Source organism: Thermasporomyces composti (assembly GCF_003386795.1).
Taxonomy (GTDB): Bacteria; Actinomycetota; Actinomycetes; order Propionibacteriales; family Actinopolymorphaceae; genus Thermasporomyces; species Thermasporomyces composti.
In genome coordinates, this window is record NZ_QTUC01000001.1 from 2,557,566 (window position 1) to 2,576,513 (window position 18,948).

The window sequence follows — 18,948 nt, forward strand, 5'->3', positions numbered from 1 at the left end:
CATCGTGTACGAGGGCGTCGTCCAGGACCTCATCGACGAACTCGGGCGCCTGCCCGGCATCGGTCCGAAGGGTGCGCAACGGATCGCGTTCCACCTCGTGGCCGCCGACGCCGCCGACGTCCGTCGCCTCGCGGAGGTGCTCCTCCAGGTCAAGGAGAAGATCCGGTTCTGCGAGGTGTGCGGCAACGTCGCGGAAGAGGAGCAGTGTCGCATCTGCCGTGACCCCCGGCGGGACCCCTCGGTGCTGTGCGTCGTCGAGGAGCCGAAAGATGTCGTCGCGATCGAACGCACTCGGGAGTACCGTGGCCGGTACCACGTCCTGGGGGGAGCGATCAGCCCGATTGACGGGGTAGGGCCCGACGATCTGCGGGTGCGCGAGCTGATGGAGCGCCTGGCCGACGGCGCCATTCAGGAGGTCATCCTCGCCACCGATCCGAACCTCGAGGGCGAGGCCACCGCGACCTATCTCGCCCGCATGCTCAACCCGCTGGGGGTGCGGGTCTCACGGCTGGCGAGCGGCCTGCCGGTCGGCGGTGACCTCGAGTACGCCGACGAGATCACCCTCGGGCGGGCGTTCGAAGGGAGGAGGCTGCTCGATGCCTGACCGCGGCGACCACGGGCGTCAGCGTGGCGAGCACACCGGGGTCCGCCGCGGTGACGAGGCGTCGGCCGGCGAGCGAGGCGCCGACGTGGGCGCCACGATGAGGGGGGTGGGCCACGTGCCGACGAGCGACGTCGAGGACTTCGCGCAGGAGATCGCCGACCAGATCGAAAGCTTCCTCATCGCCCTGCGGGAGATCGCGCGGGCGGAGGATTCCAAGACGGCCGTGCCGATGCTGCTGCTCGAGGTGAGCCAGCTCATGCTGGCGGGGGGAAGGCTCGGCGCGATCACCGATGTCGTCCCAGCCGAGCGGTTCGAGCCCGACGCCGGGCCGGACCCGGACCTGGACGAGCTTCGGGAACGGCTGGGTTACCTGCTCGCCGACATCGACTACTACACCGAGGTCTTCGACCCGTACGCCGAGAAGCCGGAGCTGGTGCACGGCCGGATCTCGGACGACTTGGCGGGCATCGCGGCCGCGCTCGTCCACGGCCTGAAGCACCACCGGGCTGGGCGGATCGACGAGGCCCTGTGGTGGTGGCAGTTCTCGTACCTGTCCAGCTGGGGCGCGGACGCGGGCGCCGTCTTGCGGGCGCTGCACTCGGTGGTGGCGCACGCCCGACTCGACACGGCCACCGACGACGACACGGTCGACGAGGCGGCGGCCGAGGCGTTGCTCGGCCAGCTGACGCGGCGGTCCTAGCTCTGTGCCGGTAGCGGTCTGGCCGGCCCGCTCGTGAGGTGAGCGCTCACGGCAGTGCCCGACCCGGTGAGGCCGGCGCGGTGTCGGCGACCGGCCCTAGCGTTGCGCGGGTCGCACGGGCATCCGGTTGGCAAAGGCGGCTTCGCGACGGTGCGAGCGAGGGGGCGATCGGAGGAGTCGGAACGCATGGCACGACCGTTGCGAGTCTCGAGCGTCAGCATCGGCGCGCCCAACCCGCGCGAGCTGGCTCGCTTCTACGAGCGGCTGCTCGGCTGGACGGTGACCGCCTTGGAGGGACCGGCACCGGGCGAGCCCGAGAACGCTGGCTGGGCGCAGCTGCGGCACCCGGAGGGCGGGCCCGGCTTGCAGACGCTGAACATCGAGTGGGAGAAGGAGTACACCCGTCCGACCTGGCCGAGCGTGCCCGGCACGCAGCACATCACGGCCCACCTCGACATCCCGGTCGACGACCTCGACGCCGCGGTGGCGCGGGCGCTGGAGGCGGGAGCGACCCTGACCGAGAACCAACCCCAGGAGGACGTCCGCGTCCTGTTCGACCCGGTGGGCCACCCGTTCTGCCTCTTCCTGGGGTAGGGCTTCCTGGAGCAAGGCGACGAACTCTTCCTGGGGTACGGCGACGAAGGCCGGCCGAGCGGTGTCGGGACCGGCCGTGGGCTCTCGTCAGTCGCTGAGGTCGAGCCGCGGCGCTCGGGCGGGGTCCGGCGCGGCGACGACGGGCTCCACCGCGTCGGTGACCGCTGCAGCGGCTCCTTCCTTCGAGGGAGCCGAGTCGGGCGGGAGGAAGACCCACCGCCGGTACGCCCAGAACCGGAACAGCGATCCGAGGCCGAGACCCACGACGTTGGCGGAGACGTTGTACGCCACCGGGCCATCCAGGCGCAGCAGGTAGTGGGTGACGCCGACGGGCACGAGCGCGACGAGGAGGCCGACGGCGTTCAACCCGAAGTACAGGACGTACTCCTTGGCCAGGTGCTGGCGCGCGCGGTGTCGCCACGTCCAGAAGCGGTTGCCCAGGAAGGTGAGCGTTGCCGCGACGGTGACAGCGAGGGTCTTGGCGGTCAGCGGCCCCAGCCCGATGCCGAAGCGCAGGAGGTTGGACAAGGCGACGTCGACGATGGCGGCGAGCCCTCCGACCGTGCCGAACTTCACCAGTTCGGCGACGAGGTGCTCGACCTCCTGCCACACGCGCCGGACCTTCATCAGCCGAAGGCTACCGGTGCCGACGGCGTGCGTCGTCGGCCTCTCCCCACCTGACGGTACCCGGCATCGAGGTCCCACCACCGTCATCGGGGCAAACGGCGCCATATCGCCCGCGGCAGCAGGCGCAGGACGGCGAACAGCGGGCCCAGCGCGGCGGGCACCCACACCGTCTCCCGGCCGGCCGCCAGGCCCTCCACCACGGCCCGCGCGACCCGCTCCGGGGTCGTCGGGAACGGGCCGTCCGGCAGGCCAGCGGTCATCTTGGTGCGCACGAAGCCCGGGCGCACCACCATGACGGTCGCGCCAGAGCCGGTCAATGCGTCGCCGAGGCCTTGGGCGAACCCGTCCAGGCCGGCCTTGGCCGCGCCGTAGATGTAGTTGGCGCGCCGCACGCGAACGCCAGCGACCGACGACAGCACGATGAAGGTGCCGTGCCCCTGTCGGCGCAGCACCGCCGCCACGGCCAGCCCGACGCTCACGTGGCCCGCGAAGTTGGTGACGGCCGACTCGGCGGCGGCAGCGGGGTCGTTCTCGTACGCCTGGGTCGACCCCAGGACGCCGACCGCGTCGATCACGACGTCGAGGTCGCCGACGAGCTCGACGGCGCGGGCGATGACGGACTCGTGGGTGGTCGAGGCGGTGACGTCGAAGTCCAGCGTCTCGACCTGGGTGGCTCCGGCGCCTCGAAGCATCCGTTCGGTGTTCTCATCCGGCTTCCCGCCCCGGACGGCGAGCACGACGGACCGGGCACCCCGTTCCACCAGCTGCCGAACGATGGCGAGTCCGATCTCGCTGCGCCCTCCGAGCAGGAGCACGGTGGCGACGGTCCCCACCGCGTTCTTCATGTGCGACTTCCCTTCCTCGACGCGCCCATCGTTGTCGGTGTGGCCCGTTCACAGGCCCAGCCGCCGGGCCAGATCGGAGCGGAGGACGCCGTCCGGATCGACGCGGGTGCGCACCCGCCGCCACTCCTCCAGCCGCGGGTACATCGCGGGCAGGAGGTCGGGCCACAAGGTGGCGTCCTTGGCGAGGTAGACCCGCCCGCCCGCGGCGGCGATCCGCTGGTCGAAGTCACGCAGCATGCCGGGCAGCCGACGGTCGCCGAGCGGGATGTCGAGCGCGAGCGTCCATCCCGGCATAGGGAAGGACAGGTGCCCGGGGTTGCCGGGTCCGAACCGCTTGAGGACGGCGAGGAACGAGGCGACGCCCGCCGAGGACAGGTCGGCGACGATCGACCGGAGGACGTCGACTGCCGGGACGACGAACTGGTACTGGACGAACCCGCGCGGGCCGTAGAGCCGGTTCCAGCCGCGAACCGCGTCGAGCGGGTGGAAGAACGACGCGAGCGGCTGGATCTCGCCCCGGCGTACCCGGGGTGCTTTGCGGTACCACAGCTCGTTGAAGGCCCGCACGCTCCACGGGTTGAGCAGACCGGGTGGTGCCCAGGGTGGCGCGGCCAGACGGGTGGCCGGGGCGAACCGGAGGGCGTCGCGGCGGGCCTTGGGTGGCAGGTCGGCGAGCCGCGCGTGCCGGCCGCGGGTGAGCACGGCTCGGCCCATGGCCCGTCCGCGCGCGAGCAGGTCGATCCAGGCGACGGTGTAGTGGTAGCGGTCGTCGCTGTCCGCCATGACGGCGAGCGCCTCGTCGAGGTTGGCCGCCCGCTCGGTGTCGACCACCATGCGGGAGGTCTCCACGGGCAGGCACCGGAACGTCGCCTCCAGGACGACGCCGGTGAGCCCCATCCCGCCCACGGTCGCCCAGAACAGCTCCGGGTCCCGGTCCGGTCCCACCTCGGTGATCGTGCCGCCCGGCAGCACGAGCGTGACGCGGCGCAGGGCCGCACCGAACGACCCGTCGACGTGGTGGTTCTTGCCATGCACGTCGGCGGCGACCGCCCCGCCCACCGTGACGTGCCGCGTCCCGGGCGTCACCGGCACGAACCATCCGCGCGGCAGCAGGGTCCGCATCAACCGGTCGAAGCTGACGCTGGCGGAGGCGGTCACCTCGCCGCGCTCGACGTCGAGCGTGATCCGCTCCGGCAGGCCGGTGCAGTCGAGCACGAGCCCGCCAGCGTCCTGGGCGGCGTCGCCGTAGGAACGGCCCAGCCCACGCGCGATGACGCCGCGCGGAGGCGGGTCCGCGAGTAGCCGTGCCAGCTCGGCGGTCGAGGTGGGTCGGGCGAGGCGGGCGACGGTGGGGGCGGTGCGACCCCATCCCGTCAGGCGCACGGGACGGCATGTCTCAGGCGACCCCGGCCCAGCGGAGCTCGCCTCAGCGGCCCGTTCGGAGGACCGCGTACCCGACGACTCAGACGACATAGACCCCCACCACGACACAGCAGGCGAGGACGATGCCCGACGTCAGGATCATGGGGTCGGACGGCGCGGTCAGTTCGGGCTCCTCACCGTGCCCGGCGTCGACGAGCATGGCGTACCGCAGGATCCCCACTGTGAAGGGAACGATCGACAGCCCGAACGCCAGCCGGGACAGCCCTTCGTGGAGCTCGAACGCCCACAGGCAGTACGCGACGAGCACGGCACCGGAGGTGGTGGCGCGGACGTAGCGGAGGAAGTCCCGGGTGTAGAGGTGGAGCGTGCGCCGGGAGTCGCCGCGCTCGGCGTTGCGGAGCTCGGCCTCGCGTTTGCCCGCCACGACGAAGAGGGAGACCAGCGTGGCGACGATGAGGAACCAGCTCGACACGCTGACCTCGACGGCTACCGCGCCGGCGATGGCCCGCAGGACGAAGCCGCCGGCGACGCAGACCAGATCCAGGACCGGCACGTGCTTGACGCGCAACGAGTACGCGGTGGTGAGGGCCACGTACCCGGCGATGACCACGGCCAGGTACCAGGTGCCGGTGAGCGGCGCCAGGGCGATGGCCGCGAGCAGGAACCCGGCGCCGGTCACGTACGCGAGCCGGACGGAGACCTGGCCGGCCGCGACCGGCCGGAGGCGCTTGCGGGGGTGGGCTTGGTCGGCGGCCGCGTCGCGCGCGTCGTTGACGAGGTACGTGCCGCTCGCCGCCAGGCAGAACGCGACGAACGCGATCAGCACGTCGGCGACCGCGGCCGGATCGGTGAGGACTCCCGCGAAGGCGGGCGCGGCGAGCACGAGGACGTTCTTGACCCAGTGGCGAGGACGGCAGGCGCGGATCAGGCCGCGTACCCGGCTGCCGGGCAGCTCACGGGCGGCCGCGTGATCCGGTGCGGTCGTGGTCACGTCGGGTCTCCTCCGGGTCGCGGGCATCCTAGGCGTTCCAGCGTGAGCCCGAAACCGTCGGCGATTCGTGCCCGAGCGTTCGCCGTCGTGGTGCCGGCCGGGCGGCCGGATTCGCCCGATTGACCGAATTTCGGGATGGCCAGCTCACAATGTGAACAGCCCGGACGTCCAGAGGCGTCGCCGCTAGACTGTCCTGCGGCAAAGCGCCGACGGGCCGGTCCCGCCGGTCCGTCCCCATCGACCCCGCCGAGCAGGAGCGTTTCGTGAGCCTAGTCGTGCAGAAGTACGGCGGCTCGTCGGTGGCCGATGCGCAGTGCATTAAGCGCGTCGCGCAGCGCATCGTCGCGACCAAGAAGGCCGGCCATGACGTCGTCGTTGTCGTCTCGGCGATGGGTGATACCACCGACGAACTACGCGACCTCGCGCAGCAGGTAAGCCCGTTGCCGCCGCCGCGTGAGCTCGACATGCTGCTCACCGCGGGAGAGCGAATCTCGATGGCCCTCTTGGCGATGGCGATCGCCAACCTCGGGCAGACGGCGAAGTCGTACACCGGTAGCCAGGCCGGCGTGATCACGACGAACCACCACGGCCGCGCCAAGATCATCGACATCACGCCCGGGCGGATCCGCCAGACCCTGGACGAGGGCGCGATCGCGATCGTCGCCGGCTTCCAGGGGGTCTCCCAGGACACGAAGGAGATCACGACTCTCGGCCGGGGGGCTTCCGACACCACCGCGGTGGCGTTGGCCGCCGCGCTCGGCGCGGACGTCTGCGAGATCTACACCGACGTCGACGGCGTCTTCACCGCCGACCCTCGGATCGTGCCGACCGCGCGGCGGATCCCTCAGATCAGCTACGCCGAGATGCTGGAGATGGCCGCCTGCGGTGCGAAGGTGCTGCACCTGCGCTGTGTGGAGTACGCCCGGCGCTACTCCGTGCCGATCCACGTGCGGTCGTCGTTCAGCACCAAACCGGGTACGTGGGTGGCCGACCCTGAGGTCATGCGCAAGGTCGCGACGTCCGGCGTCGCCGACGTACCCAGCCGCAGCTTCGAGGAGGGCGAGATGGAACAGCCGATCATCTCCGGTGTGGCCCACGACCGGAGCGAGGCCAAGATCACGGTCGTGGGGGTGCCGGACAAGGTCGGCGAGGCTGCCCGCATCTTCACCACGCTCGCCGACGCCGAGATCAACATCGACATGATCGTCCAGAACGTCTCCGGCGTCGCCACGGGACGGACCGACATCTCCTTCACGCTGCCGCGAGCCGACGCCCAGCAGGCGATGGCCGCGCTCGCCCGGATCCAGGACGAGGTCGGCTTCGAACGGCTGCTCTACGACGACCGGATCGGCAAGGTCTCCCTCATCGGCGCCGGCATGCGCACGAACCCCGGCGTGGCGGCGCGCTTCTTCCAGGCCGTCGCGGAGGCCGGCGTCAACATCGAGATGATCTCGACGTCGGAGATCCGGGTGTCGCTGGTGGTCGACGAGGACGACGTCGACGCCGCGGTCGCCGCCGCGCACCGCGCCTTCGACCTCGACGCCGACCAGGTCGAGGCGGTCGTCTACGGGGGGACTGGACGATGAGCGCCAGCAGCGCGAGTCCCGGTCGATCCGACGACCGGGCGTCCAAGCCCACCCTCGCCGTCGTCGGCGCGACCGGCGCGGTCGGCACGGTCATGCTGGAGCTCCTGTCGACCCGGCAAGACGTCTGGGGTGAGATCCGGCTCATCGCCTCGCCCCGGTCGGCCGGCCGCAAGCTCAAGGTGCGCGGTGAAGAGGTCGAGGTCATCGCGCTGAGCGAGAGGGCGTTCGACGGCGTCCAGGTCGCGATGTTCGACGTCCCGGACGAGGTCTCGGCCGAGTGGGCGCCGATCGCGGCGGCCAAGGGCGCCGTGGTCGTCGACAACTCCGGCGCCTTCCGGATGGACCCCGACGTTCCACTCGTCGTCCCCGAGATCAACCCGGAAGCGGCCCGGCACCGCCCCAAGGGCATCATCGCCAACCCCAACTGCACGACCCTCTCGATGATCGTCGCGGTCGGGGCGCTGCACCGGGTCTTCGAGCTGGAGTCCCTCGTCGTCGCGTCGTACCAGGCCGCGTCGGGCGCGGGCCAGGCCGGCATCGAGACGCTGTACGACCAGATCGCCAAGGTGGCGGGGAACCGCGAGATCGGGACCCGCGCCGGTGACGTCCGCCAGGTGATCGGCGACGATCTCGGTCCTTTCCCGGCGCCGCTGGCGCTCAACGTCGTGCCGTGGGCGGGCTCGCTGCGGGAGAACGGGTGGACCAGCGAGGAGATGAAGGTCCGCAACGAGTCGCGCAAGATCCTAGGGCTGCCCAACCTCGCCGTCTCGGCCACGTGCGTCCGGGTCCCGGTGGTGACGACGCACTCGCTCGTCGTCCACGCGCGCTTCGCCCGGCGCGTCGACCTGGCGCAGGTCCGGGAGATCCTGCGTGACTCGCCGGGCCTGCTGCTCTACGACGAGCCGGAGAGGCTGGAGTTCCCCACCCCCGCCGACGTGGTGGGTACCGACCCGACGTGGGTGGGCCGGCTGCGAGTGGCGCTCGACGACCCGCACGCGCTCGACATGTTCGTGTGCGGCGACAACTTGCGGAAGGGTGCCGCGCTCAACACCGCGCAGATCGCCGAGCTGGTCGCAGCGGAGTTGACCCCGCAGGGCTGAGAGCGGGTCCGCGTCAAGCGCGGTCGCGACGCGCCCGTGTCCGGGGACGACCCAAGCGCGGGTCACGTCGTTCGGCTGCGCGCGAGCGCCTCGGGCCCGTAGGTGAGGCGGCGGAGCAGGACCTCGGCGGGACCGCGATGGCCCGCGCGGCGCACGAGGTCCGCCCCCACGACGGTCGCCGCCCAGGTCAGCAACGCCACCAGCGCGACCTGGGCGCTGCCGAGCCGCGCACCCAGGCCGCCGGCGTAGGGAGCGAGGAGCGCGACGAACACCACCGACTGCGCGAGGTAGCACGTCAGGGACCGCCGCCCGCAGGCGACGAGCGCGCTGACGAGCGGGCCGCGGCGCGTCCCGAGCCGGTTCGCGACGAGACCCATGAGCGCGGCGTAGCCCAGGCCTCCGGCGAAACCGGTGACGGTGTGCAGCGAGCTCGCGGCGGCGAGTCCGAGGCCGGAGAGGTGCCATACCTGGGCCGCCGCGAGCGCCAGGGGGAGCCCACCCACGACGGCCGTGCTGAGGCCGACCACGCAGACGCGGCGCAGGAGGGTTCGGTGCCGGTCAGTCTCCTCCAGCAGGCGGTGGCGTGCCGCCCAGACGCCCAGGAGGGCCGGGGTGAGGAGCAGCACCGTCCCGGGGACGAAGCTGTAGGAGTACTCGCTCAGCCGCAGTCCGGTCGCGGTGAGTGGATCGGACTCGGCCAGGGAGGGCATGACGACCCGCTCGCCGTCCGGTGGGACGAATCCGACGAACGCCCCGATCGCCGCCGTGAGGACCAAGGCGGCCGCCGCGACGCCGAGGAGCACCCGCGCGGGGGCGACGAGGAGGAGCGTGACGAGCATCGCCAACAGCCCGTAGGGGCCCAGGATGTCGCCGGAGAACAGCAGCAGGGCGTGGACGAGGCCGAAGCAGACGAGCCACAGGGCGCGCCGCCGAAGCAGCCGGCGGACACGCGCTGGCGTCGCGCCCAGGGCCAGCTGACGGTTGGCCAACTGGACCATGCCGTAGCCGAACAGCGCCGCGAACATCGGGTAGGCCCGCCCGTCGACGACCGTCATCTGGAGGAGGACCCACGCGCGGTCGAGCGCCGAGCCGTCTCGCACGTGCCCCCGAACTCCGGCCGGTCGGTCGTGGAGGTAGAGAGCGGCGTTGGCGACCGCGATCAGGGCGAGCATGACACCGCGGGCCAGGTCGGGAGCGAGCGCGCGTTCTCGCTCGGGGGTCGGACCGCTGGCCAGGGGCGTGCGGACGGTGTCGACCATGAGGCCTCGCAGACGGGTTGGGACGGCGTGCGGTGCGTGATCTCTCCACGGTAGAGGGGCCCCGACCGCGACCGGTGTGCTGCTCCTTCTCGGCGCGGGGGAGCCGGCGCGGGGCCTCGCGAACCCTGGGTGATGATCCGCTCCCTCGCCCCGCGGCGGCTGAGACAAAGGCTCTAAGGTGGTGGCCGTGGTGACGATGCAGGACGCGCTACTAGCGCTGACGAACTACTGGACCCAGCGAGGCTGCATGGTGGTGCAGCCGTTCAACACCGAGGTCGGCGCGGGTACCTACAACCCGGCCACGATCTTGCGTGTGCTGGGACCAGAGCCGTGGCGGGTCGCCTACGTCGAGCCCAGTGTGCGGCCCGACGACGCCCGCTACGGCGAGAACCCCAACCGCCTGCAGACCCACACCCAGTTCCAGGTCATCCTCAAGCCCGACCCGGGCGACCCGCAGGAGATCTACCTCGGCAGCCTCGAGGCGCTCGGCATCGACATTCACGCGCACGACATCCGGTTCGTCGAGGACGACTGGGCCTCGCCGGCGCTGGGCGCGTGGGGGCTGGGCTGGGAAGTCTGGCTCGATGGCTTGGAGATCACCCAGTTCACGTACTTCCAGCAAGCCGGTGGTCGCAACCTCGACCCGGTCGCGGTCGAGATCACCTACGGCATGGAGCGCATCATCATGGCGCTCCAGAAGGTGGACCACTTCAAGGACATCACCTACGCGCCGGGAATCTCCTACGGTGAGGCGTTCGGCCAGGCCGAGTACGAGATGAGCCGCTACTACCTCGACGACGCCGGCGTCGAGGAGAACTGGCGGCTGTTCGAGACGTACGAGGCCGAGGCGCGTCGCTGCATCGCCGAGCGGCTGCCGGTGCCGGCGCACACCTACGTGCTCAAGTGCTCCCACGCGTTCAACGTGCTCGACTCCCGCGGCGCGATCAGCCAGACCGAGCGCGCGAACGCGTTCCACCGCATGCGGTCGCTGGCCCGCCAAGTCTCCACCCTGTGGGCCGAGCGGCGCGAGGAGCTCGGCTACCCGCTCGGCCGCGTCGAACCCCCGGCGCCGGCGCCGACACCGACCGCCTTCCCCGAGATCGACAAGCCCTCGACGCTGGTCTTCGAGATCGGCACGGAGGAGTTGCCGCACGCCGAGGTTCGCAAGGCGCGGGAGGCGGTGCGCGAGGCCCTGGTCAGCAAGCTGGCCGACACCCGGCTCGCGCACGGCGAGGTCCGCACCTACGCGACACCGCGTCGGATCGTGGCGATCGTCGAGGACGTCGCGCCCCGCGAGCCCGACGCGGAGCGCACGGTGCGCGGTCCGCGTGTCGCTCAGGCCTACGACGCCGACGGTCAGCCGACCAAAGCCGCTCTGGGCTTCGCCCGTGGACAGGGTGTCGACGTCAACGACTTGCGTCGCGTCGAGCAGGGCGGGGTGGAGTACGTCGCGGCGGTCCGCACCGACGTCGGACGCCCGGCGGCGGAGGTTCTGAGCGGGATCCTCGGCCAGGTCGTCACCGGGTTGCGGGCCGACAAGAACATGCGCTGGAACGACCCGCAGCTGTCGTACAGCCGGCCGATCCGGTGGCTGCTGGCGCTCCTCGGGGACGTGGAGGTGCCGGTCGCGGTGTCCTCGCTGGCGTCCGGCCGCGCCACCCGCGTGCACCGGATCGCCGAGCGGCCGGTGGTGGAGGTCCCGTCCGCCGACGGCTACCTCGACTTCCTGCGCAAGCACGGGATCATCGTCGACCCGGCGGAGCGTCGGGCCATGGTGATCGAGCAGGCCAGCCGACTGGCGAGCGAGGTGGGCGGCCGTATCGACGTCGAGGGTGACGCAGCGCTCCTGGACGAGATCACCAACCTGGTCGAGGAGCCGGTGAGCATCCTCGGGTCGTTCGACCAGCGGTACCTGGAGCTACCGAACGAGATCCTCACCACGGTCATGCGCAAGCACCAGCGTTACCTGCCGGTGCGCGCCGAGGACGGCACGCTCCTGCCGTACTTCGTCGCGGTCGCCAACGGCGCATGCGACCACGACCTGGTGCGGGCGGGGAACGAGGCGGTGCTCCGGGCCCGGTACGAGGACGCGGCGTTCTTCTGGCGCGCCGACCTCGAGGTGAGCCCTGAGCAGCACAAGAGCGGCCTGTCGAAGCTGGCGTTCGAGAGTCGGCTCGGCTCCATGGCCGACCGGGCCGACCGCATCGCGGCCGTCGCCTCGTCGCTCGCCGACCTGGTGGGGTTGCCGGAGGCCGATCGGGCCACGCTGCGTCGGGCGGGTGAGCTCGCCAAGTTCGACCTCGCCACCCAGATGGTGATCGAGCTGACGTCTCTGGCCGGGACGATGGCGCGCGAGTACGCCCGGCGGGCCGGTGAGCCGGAGGCCGTGGCCCAGGCGCTCTACGACATGGAGCTGCCCCGCACCGCGGGCGGTGAGCTTCCAGCCACCACGCCGGGTGCTCTGCTGGCGTTGGCCGATCGGTTCGACCTCCTCGCGGGGCTCTTCGCGGTGGGCGCCGTTCCGACGGGGAGCTCGGACCCGTTCGCGCTGCGCCGCGCCGCGCTCGGTGTGGTGAGCATCCTGCGGGGCCGTCCGGAGCTGGCGGCCGTGACCGTCGAGACCGGCCTGCGCGTGGCCGCCGACCGGGTGCGCGCCCAGGGTGTGGAGGTCCCGGACTCGGCGCTGGCGGAGGCCGCGGAGTTCGTCGTGCGCCGGTACGAGCAGCAGCTCCTGGACGCCGGCTACGACCACAACCTCGTCCAGGCGGTCGTGCCGCTCGGGAACGCGCCGGCCCGAGCTGACGAGACGCTGGCCGAGCTGGTCCGGCGTACCGGTGACGCGACGTTCCAGGACCTCGTGACGGCCCTACAGCGCGTTCGCCGCATCGTGCCCGCCGACGCCACCGCCAACTACGACGCGTCCGCGCTCCGCGAGCCGGAGGAGCTGGGGCTCCGCGAGGAGGTGGCCAAGGTCCGCGAGGCGCTTGGCGACGCGCCCACGCTGGCGGAGTTCGTCGACGCCGCCAGCACGCTCGTCGGGCCGATCAACGCGTTCTTCGACGCGGTGCTGGTCATGGCGGACGACCCCGCGGTGCGGGCGGCCCGGCTGGGGCTGCTCGCCTCGATCCGCGACCTGGCCGCGCCCGTCCTCAACTGGGACGCGCTGTAACGGCGTGCGGGTGGGAGTGAGCCGCCCCGGACACGCGGCTCACTCCCGGACGAGCACACACAGGATGGGGGGCAGGTCGTCGGCCAACAGCTCCCAGGACCGCCCGGCGTCCTGGGTGACGTAGACCGCGCCCTCGGAGGTCCCGAACGCCGCGGTGGATCCCGCAGCCGACAGGCAGAAAGTGTCGATGGTGCCCGACAGCGTCTCGGGCAGACCTTTGTCGCATCGATCGAACCGGACGCCTTCCAGGCCACCCCGGTAGAGGGCGGGGGACGTCCCGTCGGCCGTCGGTGACGCGGTGAGCAGGACCGTGTCGCCGCAGACCGCGACCGCTCGACAGTAGGTGCCCGCGAGTCCGAGTGTGCGGTGGTTCCAGCTCTGGGCGCGGTCCCAGCTGGTGGCGAGTCCACGTGCCGTCGCCGCGAGGAGCGGCCCGTTCCCCGGGACCGCGAGCACCTGGAACACCTGCTCGTCGCTGTCCACCGTGGGCTGCCAGGTGAGACCGCCGTCCGTCGAGCGCGGGATGCCGCCGACATAGACGCTGGCGTAGATGGTGCCGTCCTCGTCCACGTCGATCGACCGGACCGACGGTGGCTCACCTGAGGGCGTGTGCCACTTGGCGCGGCCATCCACGGCGTCGAAGCCCTCGAGCGCGTGGACGACGCGGTCCTCGACCCGATGCAGCCGGGCTCCCGCCGTTCCGACGAGGATGCCGTCCGGACCGGGGTGCACACACGTCACCCGCGCCTCACGCAACCTCGCCACGTGCCGCCAGATCCCGGTCGCGCCGGAGGTGAAGATCTCCCAGTCCCCGACGACCGCGCACAGCCCCTCGTGACCCGCGGCCAGCGCGCGTACCCGACGGCCGGGCAGTTCGACGCGGCGTTCAGCACCCAGGATGTACAGCCCGTCGTCGGTCCCCACGTAGATGCCAGTGGGCACAGCACTCTCCCTTCGCCCCCTTCGCCACGGGCGATTCTCCCGTGATCGGTTATCGACACGGAAGGGTCCTCCGAGCCTTTACCGCATTTCGCGGCGACCATGCTCAGTTGGTCGCAGAACGCGGTCACGTCATCACCGTGTGAGGTTGCGCCTTCGAGTTGTCACCGCGCGAAAAGAGACTGCGCGGTGCCACCGCCGGCCGTGATGCCGTGCGACGTGGCACCGCGCAAAGTGACCCAGCGCGAAGTGGCGCTGCGAAGTGGCCCTGCGCGAAGTGGCGCTGCGAAGTGGCCCTGCGCGAAGTGGCGCTGCGAAGTGGCCCTGCGCGGCCGAAGGTCAGCTGTGCTCCTCGGGGTTCTCCCAGAAATAGATTTCTGGGTCGTAAACCGCGGGAGTCGGGTGCTGCCAGGGGTTCACCAAGCCGCCCGACGCGAGCTGCTCCCTCGTCGGCACGTTACGCAAGTCGCGATGCGCCAGGACGAGCTGCGGCGTGTTTCCGACAGTGCCCATGAAGAACGGCCCGTGCTCGATGTGAATTTTGATCATCTCCCACACGAGCTGGTGCCGCTTCATCTCGTCGGGCTCGACCTTGCTCTGGTCGTAGAGCTTCCACAGGGCGGCGATGGGCCCGTCGGGATCGGGTTCCACGCGCGGTGGTGTGCGCTCGTACGGGTCGAGGTCGAGCTGCTCCTTCTCCTGGGGGGTTCCGCGCAGGCTGTAGAACTGGCCATGTAGCGGAGCCCAGCGCTGCGGCTCGATGGGCACCAGCCACGCCGGCTGCGCCAGGTGGTTGTGCGCGTTGCTGACCTCCCACGCGGTCTGCGTGGCGATGAGTCCCGCGGCCCACTGCGAGTTGTGGGACTCGGGCGGCACCGGATTGAGCGTCACCTTGAGGCCGATCGCCTCCCAGTCCCGCTTGAGGTGCTCGTTCTTGGTGCGGTCACCGGCGCCGGCGGTCGCGGGGTAGTCCAGGCGGATCGTCAGGTCCCCGCCGTCCGGGTGCCTCCGCTTGCCGTCGGGACCTTCCCGAACCCCGATCTCGTCAAGGAGAGCCTTCGCGCGCTCCGGGTCGGGTCCGACGTAGGCGTCGCGCCAACGCCGGTACATCTCCTTGCCTTCGTCATTGACGTGGTACTCGATCGACTTCGGACTGAGCGTCCCGGTCGTCGGCTCACCAGTGGTGAAGTAGACCTGCTTCTGAATGTCTGCTCGGTTCACCGCGAGCGACAGCGCCTGCCGGAACTTCGGCTCCCGGAACAGCTCACGCATCCGGGCGTCTTTGTAGTCGTAGTTGAAGAAGAACATCGACCCGGTGCCGCTTCCGCCGTCCCAGAGCAGCACTCGCATGCCGCTGCGTTCCTCGGTCCGCTTGAAGCCCGAGATGTCGCCGAGACCGAGCCCGACGAACGGTCCGTGGACGTAGTCCAGCTTGCCTTCCTGGATCTGCAAGCGGACGACCTCGGGATCGTCGACGACGCGGATCGTGAGCGTGTCGATGTACGGCAGCTGACGGCCCTCTCGGTCCACGCACCAGTAGTAGGGGTTGCGCTCCCAGACTGCCTGCCGGCCCTCCTGGTAGGACTTCAGGCGCCAGCCCGTCATCGTCGGGCACTCGGGGTTCTGGGAGAAGTCGCGCTTCGCCTCGAACTCCCCGTCCGCGGTCGCCCAGTCCTTGGAGACGTTCGGGTTGTACTTGGGGTGGAACTGCTTGAGGTAGTGCTTGGGCTCCATCCACGTCGCACCGTTGCCTCGGTTGACGTAGCCGGCGAGGCGGACGTCTGTCAACGGCGCTGGAGCGTCGAAGGTCAGGACGAGCGTGACCTCGTCGATGGCCTTCATCGTCATGAGCGTGCCCTTGCCCGAGCGGGCCTCGTCGGGAGGAAGCTCGGTGTGTTCCTCGTTGAGGACCATGTCCTCCCACCAGAACATGATGTCCTCGGTGGACCACGGGTGCCCGTCGGACCACTTCAGCCCTTTGCGGAAGTGCAGGGTCCACTCGGTGGCGTCCTCGTTGGACTCCCAGCTCTCGACCAGACCAGGCCCGATGTCCCGGCTGTCGTTGAGGAACCGCAGCAGGGAGTGCCCGTACATGTACTCCTTGATCGCCGGGTCGTTGGAGCTGGAGGAGGGGACGACCAGGTTCCCGCCATACTTTCCCGGCTTCCACCAGCGGTGCGGGACGACGTACGGGTTCTCCGGAAGCCGCTCCTCGACCGGCGGGAGCTCACCCGCCTCGACCTGCGCAGCCAAGGAGGGCGCTTCCTGGAAGCTACTCGGGCGGGGCAGCGGGTCCGTCTCCGATCCCTTCGTCTCCGCCTCGGTCGTCGGCGCCTGTTGGGAAGGCGCTTGCCCGCCGCTGCCGGAGTCGGAGGAACATGCCGCGAGCATCGTCAGGGCGGCCGTGGCGGCCGCTCCGTAGAGGAAGGTCCGTCGGTCCAAGGCGGTGTTCTCGGCCATCTGACGCGCTTGTCCCTTCAGGCTTGTCGTAGGGCGTAGCCTGCCTGGCCGGTGCCCGCCGAGGACAGATGTGTGCAGCGTCGTCGGCTGGATTCGTCCGGAAGCGGTCGCCGGAATGCCGCTGTGAGGCCGTCACCGGATGGTTCCCAGCTGAGCTCGGAGCTTTCGGAACCGTGGACGTGCGCCCTGGGCGTCCTCTTCATGGTGCCGCGGGGAATCGGGACGACCCGCTCGCATTCGACAATAGTGTCGAAAATCGCGGTCAGGCGGAGAAAAACGCCTCGTCGTCGCGGTTGTCGTCGAGTGGAGAGGACACCGAATCGAGACGGTCTCGCGACGTACGATGGTTCGTCGTGGCGTCGCGAAAGCTCCGCTCGTCCGAGCTGGTGACAGCCCTCGGGGTGGTCATCCTCGCGACGCTGTATGTCGGGGCGTCGTTCGCCGCGCCGGTTGATTACCTGCCGACGGGTCAACAGGTCAGCCTGTTCTGGCCGCCGACGGGAATCGGGTTGGCCGCCTTCTTCTACCTCCGGCCGCTTGTCACCGCTCCGACCATTTTGGTGAGCTCCTTTCTCCTCAACGCCTCCTTCGGCCGTCCGCTCGGGCCGTCCCTGGCGGCCGCCGTCGCGACCGCGTGCGGGTTGACCGCGATCTACCTGCTCCTGCGCTGGGTGGACTTCCACTCGCGGTTCGACAGGCTGCGGGACGTGCTCGCGCTGGTGTTTCTCGGCGCTCTCGTGGGGGGCATGATCCTGGGCTGGGCGAGCGTGGGGGCGCTCGTGCTCACGGGAGTCTTCCCTCCCGGACTCCAGTGGCGGATGACGCTGCTCTGGGGGATGAGCTTCGGCACGGGCGTGCTCATCTGCACGCCGGCCCTGCTGGTGCTGCGGCACGCTCGCTGGCCGCGGCGTATCCGCCCGCTGCGCGTCGTGGAGGCGGTCGGCTTGGAGGCGGCCGCGGTGGCCGTCGTGCTCCTCATCGCGCTGACCGCGGCGCAGCCGTTGTTCTTGGCTTTCCCCGTCGTGGTCTGGGCGGCGCTTCGCTTCCAGATGGCTGGGGCAGCGCCGGTGGCGTTGTTCCTCTCCGCCGCGACCGTGTACACGCAGACGGGTGCCGGCCCGTGGGGTGGCCAGCTGGTTTCAGAGATGGGTGTCATCGAGGGGTTCATCGCGTCGATGACGCTGACCGCCCTTCTTCTGGCGGTGATCATCACCGAGCGCGACCGGGCCTACCGCGACATTCGGCACGTCTCTGACCAGCTGCTCCTGGCGGTGGACAAGCTGGACCGTCGACTGCGACCCCGCCCGTCGGAGATCGCCGGGCGGCGGGACGAGATCGCTCAGCGTCGGGATCCCATGGCCGAGCGGCAGGAGTCGCGGGCCGCTCAGCCGGACCGCTAGGCCCGTCGGCGGGTGGCGGGATGATCGTAAACTTCAGTCTTTACTTATATAAGTTGTCACTGGCATAGTGGCGCCCACGCCCCCACCACGAGAGGAGCCCTATGCTCGACGACATCACCCGGCAGATCGGGGCCGTCCGGCGGCAGGTCGTCCACCCCGAGTACGAGGGCAAGCCAGCCCAGGCCATCATCGCGACCCAGACGTACGACGCCGCCATCGAGGACGTCTGGGACGCCTGCACCAACCCCGACCGGATCCCGCGCTGGTTCATGCCCGTGTCCGGAGACCTTCGACTCGGCGGCCGCTACCAGCTGGAAGGCAACGCCGGCGGCGAGATCGTGGCCTGCGAGCCGCCGCGTCACCTCAAGGTCACCTGGGAGTACGACAACAAGGTGTCGTGGGTGGAGGTCCGGCTCAGCGAGGAACCCGACGGGCGTACCACCCTGGAGCTGCAGCACATCGCCCACGCCGACCCGACCTGGGAGCAGTACGGTCCGGGAGCTGTCGGAGTCGGTTGGGACCTCGCCCTCGTGGGGCTCTTCCTGCACCTCTCGACCGGCGCCTCGATCGATCCCGCCGAGGGCATGGCCTGGGCAGGGTCGGAGCAGGGGAAGGAGTTCATCGCCCAGAGCAGCCAGGCCTGGTGTGCGGCCAACATCGCCGCCGGCGAGGATGAGGTGGTCGCGACGACCGCGGCGCGGCGCACGACCGCTTTCTACACCGGAGCCGAGCCAGAGCCGGGCAGCGCGAGTGAGGCCGACGCCGGCCGGAGCGACGAGACGAGCGAGGCCCGATGAGCTAGGTCTCCATGCACGCGTTCGACGTTCTCGGTGATCCGGTGCGGCGCCGGATCCTGGAGCTGCTCGCGGACGGGGAGAAGTCCTCAGGCGCCGTCGTCGCGGTGATCCAGCGAGAGTTCGGCATCTCGCAGCCCGCCGTCTCCCAGCACCTGCGTGTGCTGCGCGAAGCTGGGTTCGCGACCGTCCGAGCCGAGGGCACGCGCCGCCTGTACAGCGTCGACACCCGTCCGCTGCAAGAGGTCGACGCCTGGTTGGAGCGGTTCCGTGGGTTCTGGACGCAGCGCCTGGACGCGCTCGGTACCGAGCTGGCCCGCGGGAAGCGTCAGCGCCGCCTCGACGAGCGCCAGGCCCGTGCGAACCCCGGACGCCGGACCCGTTCGGACGCGCCGTGAGCGCGGGCCTCGTCTCAGCGCGGTCCGTCACGCATCAGCCGCGACACCCGGTCCGGGCGGGTCCGGTGCGCGCAGCGTCGCGTCGGCTTCACCGACCCT

The 18,948-nt window shown here is 70.7% G+C and carries 16 protein-coding genes; 9 read left to right on the forward strand and 7 right to left on the reverse strand.

Translation table 11 applies throughout. From position 1 onward, the window contains the following. The first annotated feature begins 4 nt into the window (after positions 1 to 4). From recR to DFJ64_RS11050, 3 genes are all read left to right on the forward strand, one after another. A complete protein-coding gene (gene recR, locus DFJ64_RS11040; protein WP_115850372.1) occupies positions 5 to 604 on the forward strand; it encodes a recombination mediator RecR in 600 nt (199 codons plus the stop codon). Next, complete coding sequence (locus DFJ64_RS11045) at positions 597 to 1,304, forward strand: DUF5063 domain-containing protein (protein WP_245941067.1); 708 nt, start codon at positions 597 to 599, stop codon at positions 1,302 to 1,304. Before recR ends, DFJ64_RS11045 begins: the two co-directional genes overlap by 8 nt. Positions 1,305 to 1,490: 186 nt before the next feature. Then, positions 1,491 to 1,898 (forward strand): VOC family protein, encoded by a 408-nt coding sequence (locus DFJ64_RS11050; protein ID WP_115850373.1) that lies wholly within the window; start codon positions 1,491 to 1,493, stop codon positions 1,896 to 1,898. 87 nt (positions 1,899 to 1,985) lie between these two features. On the opposite strand, the gene DFJ64_RS11055 is transcribed toward DFJ64_RS11050, so the two are convergent. From DFJ64_RS11055 to DFJ64_RS11070, 4 genes are all read right to left on the reverse strand, one after another. Next, entirely contained in the window at positions 1,986 to 2,525 is a 540-nt protein-coding gene (locus DFJ64_RS11055; protein ID WP_115850374.1) for a GtrA family protein, read from the reverse strand. Between the two features lie 83 nt (positions 2,526 to 2,608). Next, entirely contained in the window at positions 2,609 to 3,370 is a 762-nt protein-coding gene (dprE2, locus tag DFJ64_RS11060) for a decaprenylphospho-beta-D-erythro-pentofuranosid-2-ulose 2-reductase (protein ID WP_115850375.1), read from the reverse strand. Positions 3,371 to 3,418: 48 nt separating this feature from the next. Next, positions 3,419 to 4,753 carry an FAD-binding oxidoreductase gene (gene dprE1, locus DFJ64_RS11065; RefSeq protein WP_245941068.1) on the reverse strand — a complete coding sequence of 445 codons (1,335 nt, stop codon included), beginning with the start codon at positions 4,751 to 4,753 and terminating at the stop codon, positions 3,419 to 3,421. 79 nt (positions 4,754 to 4,832) lie between these two features. Further along, on the reverse strand, positions 4,833 to 5,744 hold the full coding sequence (locus tag DFJ64_RS11070; protein WP_245941069.1) for a decaprenyl-phosphate phosphoribosyltransferase: 912 nt from the start codon (positions 5,742 to 5,744) through the stop codon (positions 4,833 to 4,835). Positions 5,745 to 6,007: 263 nt separating this feature from the next. Here DFJ64_RS11070 and DFJ64_RS11075 point away from each other — a divergent pair, with 263 nt between their 5' ends. Then, the gene (locus tag DFJ64_RS11075; RefSeq protein ID WP_115850378.1) at positions 6,008 to 7,330 is read left to right on the forward strand and encodes an aspartate kinase; all 1,323 of its coding nucleotides are present in this window, start codon (positions 6,008 to 6,010) and stop codon (positions 7,328 to 7,330) included. After that, positions 7,327 to 8,430 carry an aspartate-semialdehyde dehydrogenase gene (locus tag DFJ64_RS11080; protein ID WP_115850379.1) on the forward strand — a complete coding sequence of 368 codons (1,104 nt, stop codon included), beginning with the start codon at positions 7,327 to 7,329 and terminating at the stop codon, positions 8,428 to 8,430. Before DFJ64_RS11075 ends, DFJ64_RS11080 begins: the two co-directional genes overlap by 4 nt. Positions 8,431 to 8,492: 62 nt before the next feature. Here DFJ64_RS11080 and DFJ64_RS11085 read toward each other — a convergent pair whose 3' ends face one another. Beyond that, positions 8,493 to 9,689, reverse strand: coding sequence for a DUF418 domain-containing protein (locus DFJ64_RS11085; protein WP_115850380.1), 1,197 nt, complete (start codon positions 9,687 to 9,689; stop codon positions 8,493 to 8,495). Positions 9,690 to 9,885: 196 nt separating this feature from the next. Here DFJ64_RS11085 and DFJ64_RS11090 point away from each other — a divergent pair, with 196 nt between their 5' ends. Further along, positions 9,886 to 12,858 carry a glycine--tRNA ligase gene (locus DFJ64_RS11090; RefSeq protein ID WP_115852005.1) on the forward strand — a complete coding sequence of 991 codons (2,973 nt, stop codon included), beginning with the start codon at positions 9,886 to 9,888 and terminating at the stop codon, positions 12,856 to 12,858. A 39-nt stretch (positions 12,859 to 12,897) separates the two neighbouring features. On the opposite strand, the gene DFJ64_RS11095 is transcribed toward DFJ64_RS11090, so the two are convergent. Both DFJ64_RS11095 and DFJ64_RS11100 read right to left on the reverse strand, forming a co-directional pair. Beyond that, a complete protein-coding gene (locus DFJ64_RS11095; protein WP_115850381.1) occupies positions 12,898 to 13,800 on the reverse strand; it encodes a beta propeller repeat protein in 903 nt (300 codons plus the stop codon). Between the two features lie 336 nt (positions 13,801 to 14,136). Then, positions 14,137 to 16,257, reverse strand: coding sequence for an ABC transporter substrate-binding protein (locus tag DFJ64_RS11100; protein WP_115850382.1), 2,121 nt, complete (start codon positions 16,255 to 16,257; stop codon positions 14,137 to 14,139). A 353-nt stretch (positions 16,258 to 16,610) separates the two neighbouring features. Between DFJ64_RS11100 and DFJ64_RS11105 the strand changes: the two genes are divergently transcribed. From DFJ64_RS11105 to DFJ64_RS11115, 3 genes are all read left to right on the forward strand, one after another. After that, complete coding sequence (locus DFJ64_RS11105; RefSeq protein WP_170152579.1) at positions 16,611 to 17,657, forward strand: MASE1 domain-containing protein; 1,047 nt, start codon at positions 16,611 to 16,613, stop codon at positions 17,655 to 17,657. Positions 17,658 to 17,758: 101 nt separating this feature from the next. Further along, a complete protein-coding gene (locus DFJ64_RS11110) occupies positions 17,759 to 18,454 on the forward strand; it encodes an SRPBCC family protein (RefSeq protein ID WP_115850384.1) in 696 nt (231 codons plus the stop codon). A gap of 11 nt (positions 18,455 to 18,465) precedes the next feature. Then, a complete protein-coding gene (locus tag DFJ64_RS11115) occupies positions 18,466 to 18,849 on the forward strand; it encodes an ArsR/SmtB family transcription factor (protein ID WP_115850385.1) in 384 nt (127 codons plus the stop codon). Positions 18,850 to 18,948: the final 99 nt, after the last annotated feature.